Origin of the sequence: Funiculus sociatus GB2-C1 (assembly GCF_039962115.1) — a bacterium.
In the GTDB taxonomy this organism is placed as follows: Bacteria; Cyanobacteriota; Cyanobacteriia; order Cyanobacteriales; family FACHB-T130; genus Funiculus; species Funiculus sociatus.
Window position 1 is genome coordinate 1 of record NZ_JAMPKJ010000037.1, and the last position, 14,294, is coordinate 14,294.

11 protein-coding genes are annotated in these 14,294 nt (G+C 42.2%); 6 read left to right on the forward strand and 5 right to left on the reverse strand.

All coding sequences use genetic code 11. The annotated features are described in order from the left end of the window. Positions 1-1,246 (reverse strand): IS1634 family transposase (locus NDI42_RS17345; protein ID WP_190452951.1); only part of this gene is annotated, 1,246 nt, incomplete at its 3' end. Positions 1,247-1,292: 46 nt separating this feature from the next. Between NDI42_RS17345 and NDI42_RS17350 the strand changes: the two genes are divergently transcribed. From NDI42_RS17350 to NDI42_RS17365, 4 genes are all read left to right on the forward strand, one after another. Next, entirely contained in the window at positions 1,293-1,517 is a 225-nt protein-coding gene (locus NDI42_RS17350; protein ID WP_431191435.1) for a transposase, read from the forward strand. Between the two features lie 163 nt (positions 1,518-1,680). Then, entirely contained in the window at positions 1,681-1,854 is a 174-nt protein-coding gene (locus tag NDI42_RS17355; protein WP_190452952.1) for a hypothetical protein, read from the forward strand. 274 nt (positions 1,855-2,128) lie between these two features. Next, positions 2,129-3,769 carry an alkaline phosphatase D family protein gene (locus tag NDI42_RS17360; protein ID WP_190452954.1) on the forward strand — a complete coding sequence of 547 codons (1,641 nt, stop codon included), beginning with the start codon at positions 2,129-2,131 and terminating at the stop codon, positions 3,767-3,769. 636 nt (positions 3,770-4,405) lie between these two features. Beyond that, positions 4,406-5,782, forward strand: a complete 1,377-nt coding sequence (locus NDI42_RS17365) for a tetratricopeptide repeat protein (protein ID WP_242017558.1) — start codon at positions 4,406-4,408, stop codon at positions 5,780-5,782. 97 nt (positions 5,783-5,879) lie between these two features. On the opposite strand, the gene NDI42_RS17370 is transcribed toward NDI42_RS17365, so the two are convergent. After that, entirely contained in the window at positions 5,880-6,713 is an 834-nt protein-coding gene (locus NDI42_RS17370; protein ID WP_242017559.1) for a PhnD/SsuA/transferrin family substrate-binding protein, read from the reverse strand. Positions 6,714-6,843: 130 nt separating this feature from the next. Here NDI42_RS17370 and NDI42_RS17375 point away from each other — a divergent pair, with 130 nt between their 5' ends. Then, the gene (locus NDI42_RS17375) at positions 6,844-7,434 is read left to right on the forward strand and encodes a Crp/Fnr family transcriptional regulator (protein ID WP_190452956.1); all 591 of its coding nucleotides are present in this window, start codon (positions 6,844-6,846) and stop codon (positions 7,432-7,434) included. A gap of 250 nt (positions 7,435-7,684) precedes the next feature. Further along, entirely contained in the window at positions 7,685-8,095 is a 411-nt protein-coding gene (locus tag NDI42_RS17380; RefSeq protein WP_313930868.1) for a YidH family protein, read from the forward strand. Positions 8,096-8,383: 288 nt separating this feature from the next. Here NDI42_RS17380 and cysK read toward each other — a convergent pair whose 3' ends face one another. The 3 genes from cysK to NDI42_RS17395 form a co-directional block, all read right to left on the reverse strand. Further along, the gene (gene cysK / locus NDI42_RS17385) at positions 8,384-9,346 is read right to left on the reverse strand and encodes a cysteine synthase A (protein ID WP_190452957.1); all 963 of its coding nucleotides are present in this window, start codon (positions 9,344-9,346) and stop codon (positions 8,384-8,386) included. Positions 9,347-9,995: 649 nt separating this feature from the next. Next, a complete protein-coding gene (locus tag NDI42_RS17390) occupies positions 9,996-13,451 on the reverse strand; it encodes a GAF domain-containing protein (protein WP_190452964.1) in 3,456 nt (1,151 codons plus the stop codon). A gap of 62 nt (positions 13,452-13,513) precedes the next feature. Further along, positions 13,514-14,266 (reverse strand): abortive infection system antitoxin AbiGi family protein, encoded by a 753-nt coding sequence (locus NDI42_RS17395; protein ID WP_190452966.1) that lies wholly within the window; start codon positions 14,264-14,266, stop codon positions 13,514-13,516. Positions 14,267-14,294 lie beyond the last annotated feature (28 nt).

Here is a 14,294-nt window from a genome sequence, read left to right on the forward strand (position 1 = left end):
CAAACCGTCCAGCACGCCGCTTTTCTTGCTCAATTACGCTCTTATCTTGTTCGAGGCTAGCTCGAACAAGATAGGTAATCTTCCCACTTGCCCCTGGTATGGATTCTTTTTTGCTCAAGTCCACAGGGAATTCTACAGCTTGGATATCAGTTAACCTGTGATATTTTAGTTTCTTCCCAAATCGTTGGGCTACCTCAATCGCCGCCAGTGGACAAGTAAATTCATCTTCACATAATCCTTGTAACTTCTTTTGTGCTTCTTTTTGGAACTTAGAGACAAGTTGTTCTAGCTTAAGTAGGTCGGCTTGCCGCCGCGCTTCGCTTTCTACCACTAACCACCTTTGTTCTATTCCGCCATAATTGCTTTTGTGTTGGGCATAGCGGTAGCCTTGTCTTGTGCTGTTGCTCAACTGCTGATCTGGGAGTTGAGATACGAGTTCTTTGGCTTCTTTTATTGTTAAAGGTACCCGACAAAGCCATTTCAAATTTTTCATCACCACTAAATTCGGAGCGCTGTATAAAGCGCTATCAGCCACCATGAGACTATCTATAGTCAACTGTTTCTTAAACTCACATAAGATTTGAGCAAACACTGCATTATCGGCTTCGTTGCCATCCGCTACTCTCAAGAATAAGGGGACATCCCCATCTCCACTACAAATCAAGTCTAAAATGAACTGTTTGAGGTCAGGTCTATGGTCACGCGAGTAACCGTAAGTAATCTCTATGGGATTAGGGACTATTGTCTCCCCAGCCTCTGACCCCTTTATATCATCTGGATTAAACTCCCCACTCATCAAAGCAACTTTTGGGAGCTTATTCTCATACTTCCCATGCACATGAAATGAGGATGAGTCTAGATGACTACTCTTGGTTGATACTCTATATTTTTTCGCCGCTGCCAAGGCAACTAATGTGAACACTTGCGACAGTCCCTTTGTGTAGAGTTTGTCCATGACTCTTCCCAAACGGTCGTCATTAAGATGCTCTGCTTTGACTCCTTCTCCAATTAAATGTTCTGTCGCTTTCCCTTTAAAAAAACTACAAAACAGATACAACGGAGCTGACACAAAACCCAACCCGTTAAGAATTATCGCTTTGACTACTTGCCCAGGACTGACTATTTCACCGGGTTGCTCACCTACCAGTTGATTAACCTGCTCTACCAATCCAATTTGATCGATGATTCCTGCCACTAGACCCAAGTGGTCTAGGTTTTGCACTTGAATTTCTTGAGGTTGGTTCATTGCACTTGCCTCTGATGGAGACTTCGCTCAGGGCGAAGTCTCCATCATTTTGCCATGTGACAGTTTAGGGTGCGGAATGTGGGTTCTACCTAAGCGCAATCGCACTACTCTTCGTGATTATGACAAGGACTTGTACAAAGCACGGCATCTCATTGAAAACTTCTTTGCCACACTCAAGCAATACCGGGCGATTGCGACACGCTACGATAAGCGGGCTAAGAATTTTCTGGGTGCAATTTATCTTGCTGCTTCCGTTATCTGGCTTAATTGATGACACGCCCTAGGACTTTCTGCTTTTGCTGCGATTCTGGCACGAAAAAGCCAAAAAATTGCGATGTGGCAAAAAATCCGGATTGTCGAGGCTTATTCAACGGAAATTTATATTTCTTTCCAGCTGATTTAATCTCCTATGGGTTTGCCGCAAGTGATCGCTGATGACGAGTCCGGATTTGGCGGTCGTGCGACTTGTGTTGTCATCGTGTCTGTCGCTAGATGTGGCTTTTGGCGTTACTCTCAGCTACAGGGGAGCGATCGCCTGCGTGACGATCTGCATTCGCGAATGCAAATGTGCAACAGAACGTCAACCAGGTTCGTCATCTCTGCAATAATCAACAAATTACTCACTTTCTCCAAAATCATCTAGCTTTGTGCAAATATATTTAACGTAGCGCAGGCTTCTACCCTGCTAAAAAAAAGGTGATTGTGCAATTATACCAATTCGCTTTTTTACCATTACACCCTTCTCCTTAGCCCCCCAATTTACCCTTGGGGTTAGGGGTATCTGAGGTGTATTATCACGAAAAAAATTGGTATTTGATGCACTAAAGAGTTTTTAGATAACATTGAAATCCGCAAACATCTTCTCAAAGCTGGAGATTAAATTTGACACCGCAAAATCTAAATTTTTATGATCCTGATGAGCGTCCCTGGCCCAATCCTCGTCTCAATTGTGCCACCATAATTGGACATACTACCACTACCAGCGTCCGTCTGTGGTTCCGAGCTTCTGAGCCTGGAAATTACTGGCTAGTTGTTTCTCCCCGTCCCATACCAACCAACGGCACCCTGCAAATAATCACCGATAAAAATTCACTCCGGTTGCAATTAACTACCCCACATCTTAGCCAAGACATTCCCACTGCTAACATTGTCTCACTTCAACTAGAACAAGAGCATGACTTAACGGGTGTAGTAGACCTAGAAAATCTCCAACCCGACACCCGCTATTACTACGCCTTAATTCACCCCAACCGAGACAAACCTTGGGAACTGGGAACTGAAGAAAAACTATCATTTCAAACCTTCCCAGAACATCCCACAGAAGTCAACTTTGGGATGTACAGTTGCCATATGCCCTACGACGAACATAAGCTGATAAATATGGAAATGTGGGAAACTTTTTCTAAAGAGTTATCTGATGCTAATGCTCGTTTTATTATCGGTACTGGCGACCAAGTATATGTAGATGGAGAAGGTGCTAAACAATTAAATGTATGGGATTGGCTGAAGAAAGTAAAACAGCACAAACCCTCTCGCAATGACATGATTTCCTGGTATCGAGACATTTACCGGGGTTACTGGGGAATACCCGAAGTCCAACAACTTTTTCAAAGTTTCCCCATGTACATGATTTGGGATGACCATGAAATCATGGATGGCTGGGGTTCTTATACACGCAACGAATTAGCAGCGCAGTTAGACACTTCATGGCAATTGCGAAATCCCAACGAACATCTGCGACTGGTGAATGAAATGTTTCAAGCTGCAAAGCAAGTTTATTACGAATACGAACATTCTCACAACCCGCCTACCGACACCAACATTGACCAATTCGATTATCAGTTTAACTGCGGTTTTTCTGCTTCTTATGTATTAGATATGAGGGCGCATCACGATTACAATCGTCAAGAATTTCGTCTTTTAGGTGTTGAACAATGGAATCGCTTTGAAACATGGGTAAATTCACAATATAGTTCTGAAGCACGCATCTTATTTATTGTGTCACCAGTGCCAGTAGTTCACTTTAATAGTTTTATAGTCAACAGCTTAGATATCCCTTATTGGAAATATACCGATGATTTTAGAGATCATTGGGAGCATGACTCTAACTGGACGGAACGAAATCTCCTTTTAGGGAAAGTGTTTGAATGGTCGCAAAAAACAAAGCAAATGGCGGTATTTTTAAGCGGTGATGTTCACATGGGCGCAGCTTTTAAGCTATCTCATGAACAATTTCCGGCTGCCAGAGTGTTTCAGCTTACCTCCAGTGGCATCGCCTATGCAGGTTTAGGCAAATTTGGTTTAAAAGTTTTAGAAAACCTGGTTAAAGATCAAGGTTGCCTTGGGGATAATAAAGACAATGTTCCCTATAAATTTCAGAATTTATATTTATGCCTAAGGAATAATTTCAGCATTATTCGCGTCAAACAAATGGCCGACGGTGAACTATCTGTTATCTACGATTTGTTTAGTAGTGATAAAGATAATGCAAAGATCGAAAACAAACGGATTGAGTTAATCTAAGTAGAATACATCAATCCTAAACAGGTAAAAATAGTCATCAATCTAAATCGATAATTCTTCAATGAAGCCGTATATCTGCTTAAATCTCCCTGCGCATCTGGTACCGGGGGAGGAGAATAAATTTTTTAGAAACCGTTTTTTAACTCTTTAAAAAGTCGGGAACACGTCTTTTATTTTTTACACTTTAGCGAAAATATCTTTATCTGCTACTTTCAAATCGCTAAGGCAAAGGTTAAACACCTATCAAGGCTAAGCTTGTATAGCTTTGGTGTGAGAGAGTTTAACCAGAATTGAGCAGTATCGCCAATCTGAAACGGCCTTTATAAACCAACTTGAAGACATTATGCAAAGCACAATTGCAAAACTGTTCGTGTGGTAAAAGCAGTCTCGCGGGGAATGTAGATACAGTCTATTGCAATTAAAAAGGCGCAAAGAAAATTAAATCAAGCGCATCAAAATAGCAATGCTATGAGTGCGTATAAATAAAATATTCCATAAGACAGATGAAGATTTGTTGGTTACAGCTTATATACGAGCGCAATCAAATCAGGTAGACACATACTTGCTTTTTAAGGTTAGCTGTGACATACTCCAATTTAAGTTAAATACAGTATCTTGACCGGATTACCGTAGATTATGCTAAAAGACTCTCAAGGGCTTGAAGTGACTACCAACTCCCCGGATGCGATCGCAGCCATCAATCACTTTGTGGATCAGTCACTCAGCTACGGCAATGATGCGGAAGCAATTCTACAAGGAATTGCCGCAGATCCAACCTGCGTTGTCGCCAATGCTCATGCAGCAGCGCATTACCTCTCGCTGGAAAGTGCAGAAGCTAAAAATCAAGCAGCACCCTATCTGCAAGCAGCTAAAAAGTACCTCTTGCAGGCGAATGAGCGTGAGAAGCTTTATGTTTATGGGATTTCGGCTTGGGCTAGCGGGGATATAGATCGAGCGATCGCTTACCATGAGGAAATTGCTGAAAAGTTTCCCCGCGACATTGCTTCTGTTCAGCGAGGACAGTATCACTACTTCTATTTGGGAGACAAAGAAGGGCTGCTAAATATCGCTGAAAAAGTTTTTTTTAGCAATCGCGAAAATCATTATTTATACGGGATGATTGCCTTCGGTTTAGAACAGTGCCATCGCCTGAAAGAAGCTGAAGAATGGGGGCGAAAGGCAACAGAAATGAACCGTCACGATCCTTGGGCGCATCATGCAGTAGCTCATGTGATGGAAACGCAGGGGCGACTGGATGAAGGAATTGCTTGGATGGAAAGCCTCTCTGATACCTGGGAGAACTGCAACTCACTTTTGTACACGCATAATTGGTGGCACATTGCCCTTTACTATCTAGAAAAAGAAGAAATAAAGAAAGTATTGAAACTCTACGATACTCACATTTGGGGCCGTGCCTGGAAAGAATCTTCAAAAGACCAAGTGGGTGCTATTTCGCTGCTGTTGCGGTTGGAATTAAGAGGAGTAGATGTGGGCGATCGCTGGCAAAATATTGCTCCTTACCTCGCCCCCAGAATTCACGAACACGCCTTACCTTTTCAAGATTTGCATTATGTTTACGCTTTAGCACGAGCAGGTCAAAATGACCAAGTGACCAAAATGCTCTTAAGTATGCAAGCTTACGCCAAAGCTGCTAAACCCTTTATAAAACGGACGTGGAATGAAGTAGTATTGCCAGCAGCGCGAGGCATGGTTGCTCATGCTAGAACAGATTGCCACAGAGCGATCGCGCAACTAGGATCAACTTTACCGCGCTTGTATGAAATTGGCGGCTCCCATGCTCAACGTGAACTATTTGAGCAAGTTTTTCTTGATGCGTGGCTGCGTACTGAGCAGAATCATGAGGCACTTCAGTTGGTGGAACAGCCTCTTGCAGCCTGTAATAATCTTCACTCAGATAAGCGTAAACTGACATTAAATGTTAACAATCTGGAGCTAACAATTAAGGTAGATCGCGCAGTACATCGCCCTGAAAAAGCATCACACTCCTATTAATCTCTATTGGTTAGCGCTGACACTAAGCTAATAGAAATGTTAATAAATCTGAGTTGCTTAATCACGTAATCAGAGTCTTGGCAATTACAAAATCTTTTCACTCTCTTGAGCCGATTATTTCGTAACCTGCGCGTACAGCAGCATCATAAATACTGCCAATTGGAGCATAATCTTCCGACTGCACAGCAACGTAGGACTGTATTTGCGCCCGATTCATGGCAGATTGCAATTCTGTATTTGGCTGTAGTAGCGCAGATTCTAGCTCATTTATCAAAGCTGTACTCAGCCGCTGCGATACAAGTACGGGAGGCATCGGACATGGCCCAATTGACTCGATTATCCGCAAATGATCGGACAATTCCGGCGAATCGCGCAGTTCTTGTTCTAACACAGTGCTGTCGATCGACGAACAATCAGCCAGTCCGTCAACAACTAATCGAATAGAACGTTGATGCGAACCAGATTGGATTACCTTGCCGAAAAAGCTACTATATCCACCCTGTAAAAGTCGATAGCGCAACAAGTTGTAACCGCTGTTTGAACCCGGCTCGTTGTAGCACAATATTTTTCCTGCCAGATCCTCAAAACTTTTCAGGTTACTCTCAGCATTGACGATGATATCCGAGAAGTAAACTGCCTGATTTTGATAGCGCCTACCCCCCATCACTGGCGCAACTAAAGCCTTGAGTTGACCGGGAACGATGCTGTCAAGCTGCACAAAAGGCAAACCACAAATAAAAGCAATGTCCAGTTTATCTTGCAGCATCACCGGATCTGCAAGCGGATCGTACTCGCTTTGCACAATCTGCGGTTCTACACCCAATACTCCCCCCAAATATGCCCCAACTGCTTCGTAGAACCAGAACATATTGGGAGCTAGGTAAGACACTAAGCTGAGTTTGTCTGGTTGGCTGGTTGATTTTGTGTCCAATTGAGGGATACTCCGGTTTTGGCTATTAAATCTACAGTTTGTCTATCGGAATATAGTATATTAGTAAAAATCTCTGAAATCCACCCCCACAACTCTCGGTTGGCTGTAATTTCAACATTGGATTACTCTAATGACCGCCTCTTTGCGTTTATTTTCTAGTCCTGCTCAACTCAAGCAACGAAAATTTGCTCGCCGCTCTCTACTGCCCTTAGAGCCGGATTATCTTTGGAAAATCGAGTCTGGGGTGGTTCGCACCTTAACCTGGCTCGAAGACGATACGCCCATCACTCTCGGTGTATGGGGGACAGGGGATATTGCTGGTAAGGTTTTATCAAAAGCTGAGGCTTATCAAATTGAATGTCTCACACTTGTAGAAGCAACCCTCTTGCCCGTTAAAGATTGGCAACAAACTGCCCAGTTGACAATCCAACACATCCAACAATTTCAAGAATTTATGGAAATTCTCCACAGTAAATCGGTGGATGCCGCACTTTTACGCCTTTTGAGTTGGCTGGCAAAAAAGTTTGGTCGTGAAATTGAGCAAGGACAACTGATCGATTTACGATTAACTCATCAGGAAATTGCTGAAATCATCGGTGCTACCAGAGTCACCGTGACGCGACTGCTGAATGAGTTTGAGAAGCGAGGTATTATTCAACGTTTGCCTCAGCACTTCATTCTTCTGCACGAGCAACAACCGTTCTGGCATTACGAAATCTAATCAGGAGCGTAGAAAAGGATTAAGCCATCTACCATGTTTACCTTTACAGCGGCTTGCAGTCGAATGAAGTACAGGCTATGTGGAGAGATACCCGACTTCTTGGAGAAGTCGGGTATCTGTGTAACTCAATCGTACTATCTCGCTTCTAGAATTTTAGATTTTGAAGCAATTTTTGGGGAGATTGATTATTTCCAGAAATTGTATGATTTTGAATGATAAATTTCAGTTAGATAAAAAGTTAGGGTGAGCAGTGACTAATACAACTGCAAATACACACAGCAAAGGGCGACAGAATTCCTCGCGGGTGCGGGATCATTTGGCAAATGAGCGCACATACCTAGCATGGATGCGGACAGCGATCGCGCTGATGGGTTTTGGTGTTGTTATCGTGCGGCTACGCTACTTCCAACCTCCCCAAATACCTCATCTCGGCACTGGTTGGAAGTTGGGTTTAATCTTCTCCCTCGTGGGTCTGATGACAGTGTTACTCTCAACTTGGCACTATTTCACTATCCGCGATGCCATTGATGATGACACCTACGAACCGACAGGCCGTTGGGTAGTTGTGTTCAGCCTGGCGATTACACTTTTGGGTGCTGGGGTTATATATTTCGTCTTCACAGTTCCCTTTAACCCAACGAATTCTTTTACGCTTGAGTAATGGCAACAATTAGCTTTTCGCTTTTTATATAGCAATTCTATTTGATTTGTGAAAACTACCTTTTTTTAACGAACTGCTGAGGACGCTCCAGAACACAGAAAAAAGAGAATTGCATAAATGGATTAAGATTGCTATAGTATTAAGCCTAGTTAATTTGGGAAAAATAATTTGTGGAGAATGGGTAATTGTTTGCAATTACCCATTTGCCGCGATCCAACCTAATTCACAACTCAAATCGGATTGCTATATTTCGAGTGGGCGCGATCGCTGTCAATTCATGATTCCGCTTTAACGAACAGAGGCAGCCTCCAAGTGTTCTAGTTCTTGGAATAATGGCGTACTTAGGTAACGTTCGCCATAACTCGGTTGCACCATTACAATCAAACGGCCTTCATTCTCTACACGTCTTCCAATCTGAATTGCCGCACTTAAAGCTGCTCCTGTAGAGATACCTGAGAGCAACCCCTCTTCTCTAGCCAGCCGCCGACTATAATACATCGCCTCCTCATCCGAGACGGTGACAATTTCATCAATCAGCTCTTTTCGCAGAACTTCCGGGATAAACCCAGCCCCAATTCCTTGAATCTTGTGACCTCCCGGCTTACCTCCAGAGAGAACGCGGCTGGTGATTGGTTCCACAGCAACGGCCTGAAAACTCGGTTTTCGCTGTTTAATTACCTCAGCAACACCAGTAATTGTGCCACCAGTACCAACCCCAGATACCAGAATATCCACTTCACCATCAGTATCAGCCCAAATTTCCTCGGCTGTTGTTTCGGCGTGGATTTGGGGATTGGCTGGGTTGCGAAACTGTTGCGGCATATAAGAATTAGGTGTTGTCGCTACAATTTCTTCAGCACGAGCGATCGCGCCCCTCATCCCTTCAGCTCCAGGTGTCAGTTCCAGTTTGGCACCATATGCTTTTAGCATTCTCTGCCGTTCCAGGCTCATCGTATCTGGCATTGCCAAAATCAAAGGGTAGCCTTTAGCCGCCGCCACCATCGCTAAGGCAATGCCAGTATTTCCTGAAGTTGGTTCAATTAAAACCGTTTTACCAGGCTGAATTAGCCCAGCTTCCTCAGCTTTTTGAATCATGCTCACACCGATGCGGTCTTTAACAGAACCTGCTGGGTTCATACTCTCCAGCTTCACGACGATTCTCGCTAGACACCCTTGTTCTTGGGGTAGTCGATTCAGCTGAACCAGAGGCGTATTCCCAACCAATTCCGTGACATTATTAGCAATTCGCATTTTCCACTCCTTAAAGCTTCATGTCCGATATCTGCTCTGAGTGCGATCGCAACCCCCGTAGTTTTCTGCACTACGATCTGCCAAAACTCGTGAGCCTATAAATAGCTTTTTTCCTTTACTACGGTTATCCGCTGTGCTTTATGTATTTTAACCTCAAAAATATCCGGTTTCTCGATAGATTTTTAGGTCTTTACATATTTTTTTGCTCTTTAACCCTTATCCTGCTGGAGCTATAGGCAAAAAGGAATAAACCCAAGTAATCCTACTAATTAACCGTAGATTGTAAATATTTGAGAAGGTAATAGTGCCAATACGGTTCGGTTAAGTATATTCATCCCTCGAAGATCCCCCCAACCGCCCCCTGTGTCTCGCCCGAAGATTTGGGAAATTCGCTACACCCATTCTTTCGGGGGTTGCACAATTAAGCAAAAAGGAAGCCAGTTCGCTCAATTGTGACAGTCTGCCAGATATAGAAGTTTAAGTTATTCGGGTTTTATTTGAGCGGGTTCAATCTCTAGAGCAAGAAATTGAGAATCTGAAAACGCCAAGAAGTGTATTCAGTAGCATACCCTTTAAAAAGAGAGGGTATGTCTTATCAAAAGCCTCTAATCGACTGATTGCGGATGTGTTATATCACAAGGTTGCCTGGTTATCTCAATAGCGATCGCTCTTGTTTCTTAAATGCTGCAAAAAGTTCCGCATTCTGGAGAATAACTCCAGCTTGATTATTAAATATTTGCATATATTTTTGATCGCTCTCGTCAAAACTAGCCTGGAAATAATCGGGCGCTTCCCCTCCATCCGCCGGGTCATATTCGGGAAAATCGCCCAGTTTCCTTTTATTAACTAATTGAGTCACACCAATCAAATCACCATCGGGACTGAAGACTGGCATACATAATAAGCTACAAGTGCGATAACCCGTCTGATGATCGGTCTTTTTTGCTGTATCCGAATCCGGGCGAGAATATAAATCGAAAGGAATATTCAAAGCCTCTCCGGATTCGGCAACTTTGCCAGCATAACCTTGTCCTACTTTTACTCGGAATTCCTTTACAGAACCATCGTCAAAAGGAATCTGCGTCCACAATTCACCAGCCTTTTGATCTAAAATCCACAAAGTACTACGGTCGGCATTCATCAGTTTCTTGGCTGCTTCCATCACCCGTTTGAGAATTTCTTCCAGCTCCAAACTACTTTGATTCACAGAACGAGCTGCGGCCATTAGTGCGGCTGCCACTCGTTGTCCTCTAGCTGTTTTATGATAAGAGCGGAAGCTTTCTAAAATCATTTGAATCATCGGGGCATTTTCCGCAAATCGTTCTTCATCTACTTCCGTAAAGCCCTGTTGATCGATTCTTTCTGCTAAGGATGCAGTCCGGTCGCCAAACCGCTTTAATTTGTTGAGTAACTGAATAACTGCGACTAAATTACCCTGCTCATTTAAGAGCGGCAACGCTAACATTGTATAAGTACGATAGCCATTTTTTTTGTCTTGCTCTTTTGCTGCATCAGAGCGAGGATCGTCATAGAAATCAAAGGGAATATTGATAACTTCTTTACGGGCTGCTACCTCGCCCACAATTCCTTTATTGGCAGGTATCCGAATTTCTAAAGAGCCATCTCCATCTGCTTCAGCGATAATTGACCAGAATTCATTTTTATCTTCATCTAATAAAAAGATACTCGTGCGATCGGCACTCAAAGATTTGCCTGTTTTTAGAGTAATCGAACGCAAGGTGCTATCCAAAATATCATCAAAACCCTGGTTATCCATGACACTATTGAGCATCGCCAGAGTCTGACTTACCACATTTTTTTGCTGAGATTCTGCCTCTTTTTTGACGCTGGCAAATTTCTGGGCGTTTTGCAGAGCAACCCCCGCTTGAGAGTTAAAAATCTGCATATATTTTTCACTATTTCCGTCAAAACTAGCTTTGAAGCATTCGGGGGCTTCAGGCCAATTATCTGGGTTATATTCTGGAAACACACCTAGTTTCTTTTTATTCACTAATTGGGTGACACCTAGTAATTCCCCATCAGGACTGAAAACGGGCATACAGAGTAAACTACAAGTGCGATAACCCGTCTTTTGATCCGTTTTTTTGGCTGTCTCCGAATCAGGGTGATCGTACAGATCGAAGGGAAGATTTAAAGTTTCTCCGGATGCGGCAACTTTGCCAGCAAAACCTTGTCCTACTTTGACTCGCAATTCTTGAAAAGAACCGTCCTCAAAAAGAATTTTTGTCCATAGTTCATTTGCCTCTCGATCTATTAGCCAAAGTGTGCTGCGGTCGGCATTCATCAGTTTTTTTGCCGCATCCATAACTCGACCCAGGACTTCTTCAGAATCGAGGCTGCTTTGAGATAGCGATCGCGTTGCTTCTGTGAGTGCTTCTGAGGCTTGTAGCCTTTGGGCTAATTTGTAACAATACTGGCATCTTTCCAAAATTCGTCGAATTGCCGGAGCATAGTCAGCAAACTGTTTTTGATCGGCTTGTGTGAAGCCGTATTTATCAATTCTTTCTGCTAAGCGAGCTTGCGGATTATTCGGCTGCTTTAACTTATTCAATAATTGGACTACTGCAACTAAATCTCCCTGCTCATTTAATAATGGTAAAATTAACTCGTTGTAGGTGCGATATCCCTTATTGTTGTCTGGATCGTCCGCTTCCAAATCAGCCGGCTCGTCGCAAAAGCTAAAGGGAGTGCTGACAAATTTTTTGAAATAAGTTAACCGTCCTTTCGTTTCTTTATTTGACAAAATTTGAAGCTCGGGATGATTTCCGTCTTCATGTCTAGCGATAATTGACCAAAGTTCACTTTTTTCTTCATCTATAAAGAAAATTGTCGTGCGATCTACGCTCAGTAGTTCGCCCATTTTAAAGGTAATAGAACCTAATATTTCTGAAAGAATATCATTAAATGTCTTGCCTTCCATCACGCTAAGCATAGATAGAAGTTTTTGTTCTTGCGTGGCAACAATTTGCATAAAGTCGGCGTGCATATCCGCTAACGCCTTGTTCACCCATCTCTCGTTAAATACAGAGGCATAAATGCGATTACAAACCTTTAGTTTCCCTTGCCGCTTGACAATTGCTCCTGAGAGTAGCAATTCGATTTGTTCTGGACTTTGGTCAAATGCTAATTCATCTCGTTGTAAAATTAACTGATAGATATCCAGTAGCGCACGGCTTCGCTGTCCAATTCGGAGAATGCGATCGCGTATCGTCTTTAGATGCGGTGGTTCATCCATCGCTTCCCAACTCTCGATGATCCGCGATCGCACTAATTTCTCAACCCAGTCTGGAATTTCGTTAATGGGTAATAAACTTTGCTCTGCTTGTTGAAGGACTAATTTGCAAAGTTTTTGGGTAAGAAACGGCTGTCCTCCCGTCCAATCTAATACAGCTTTTAGCATTTCTTGAGGATTGCTAATTTTCCCTGCTAAACCCTCCGCTAAAAGCTGCGCTTCGTGTAATTGAAAACCATATAATTCAATCCCACGACCAATATTGAAAGGAGTACGATTTTTGTCTTGCATCAAATCAGAGGGACTTGCCACCCCCAGCAAGGCAAAAGTTAGACGTTCGTATTCATTGCAGGCGCGGATAAACGCAAAAAAGTCATCAGTCTTAAAATTTAAGCTGAGGACGTTATCAATTTCGTCGATAAAAATAACAATTTTCTGGCTGACTGATGTTAGCAGCACTTGTTCAATAAATTCACTCAAGCGCTGCACGGGAGGTAGAAAAGCGCGATCGCGCAACCAACTCTGTAAGTTAATCTTGTCTGAAAGCTGGAAACTCGTCACCAAACGCCGCATTACCCCTGCATACCACTGATCCGGCGTAATATCTTGGCTACCAATTTTCGTCAAGTCTATCGCTGCACAGGCAAATCCTTCTGCTTGCAGCTTGTGCATCGTTCGCACCCGCAAGCTAGTTTTTCCCATCTGCCGACAATTCAGCACATAACAAAACTCCCCCGTCTTCAACCCTTCATAAAGGTCAAAATCTGCCTGTCGCACTACATAAGTAGGAGCATCAAGCGGTAAATGTCCACCTACTTTATAGTTATAAGTTGAGTTTTGTTGTTGAAGCATGAATAGCTATAGCTGTGTAGAAACACCGTATAATTGATAAGTTTCGAGTTTAACAAAATAGATTATGAAGATAATTTCTTTATTTTCGTAGACATTTGTTCAATAATATCTTCATAACTCCACGCTGGATTTATTATAGGTATACTTTCGATTTCTTTAAATTTGCCTTCCTGAATAGTAGTTTTGCATCTCTGGTTAAATTTTTCTAAGTCTTGGGCTAGTATTGCAACAATATCAGTATATTCAAATTCTAAATCTCCGTTAACGCGCCATTCTCTTTCCCAGGTAAAATCATAGTTATCCCCTATTTTATTAATTAAGGAGAAGTAGTAAATCTTTTTCTTATAATATTTTTTTTCAAGGTCTGTAAATTCCTTTCCTTTTTTTTCTTGATTGATTTTATCAACATCTTTAAAAAAGTTATCAAACTCTTCTATTAAAAAAATATCTAAACCATGAAAATTGCTACTTATATAAATTGCCGGATTAGCAGCTTTTTGCAAAAGTCTATCTTTTAGAAAAACTAATCCATAGGGTTGCAACTTCACTTCTCGTTTAATGTCTGATGTCAATATTCGGATTTGATGTAATGGAGTTTCTGTTAAACATACGGTATGAAAATATTTCTTAAAGTCATCATCATAGTCAAGCTTTTCAATTTGATGCTTAAAAAGACAATGTATATTACGAGCCTCAATTTTTTTATGCTTAAGTATATTTACTAGATTATCTAGGGCTTCAATTTTTTCATATTCTCTAGTTAAGTGTGTTAAAAATCTTGAAATATCTTCTCTATTTTTAGTATGCTCAATCATTATTAATGCCCCAAATACTATGCTAAAA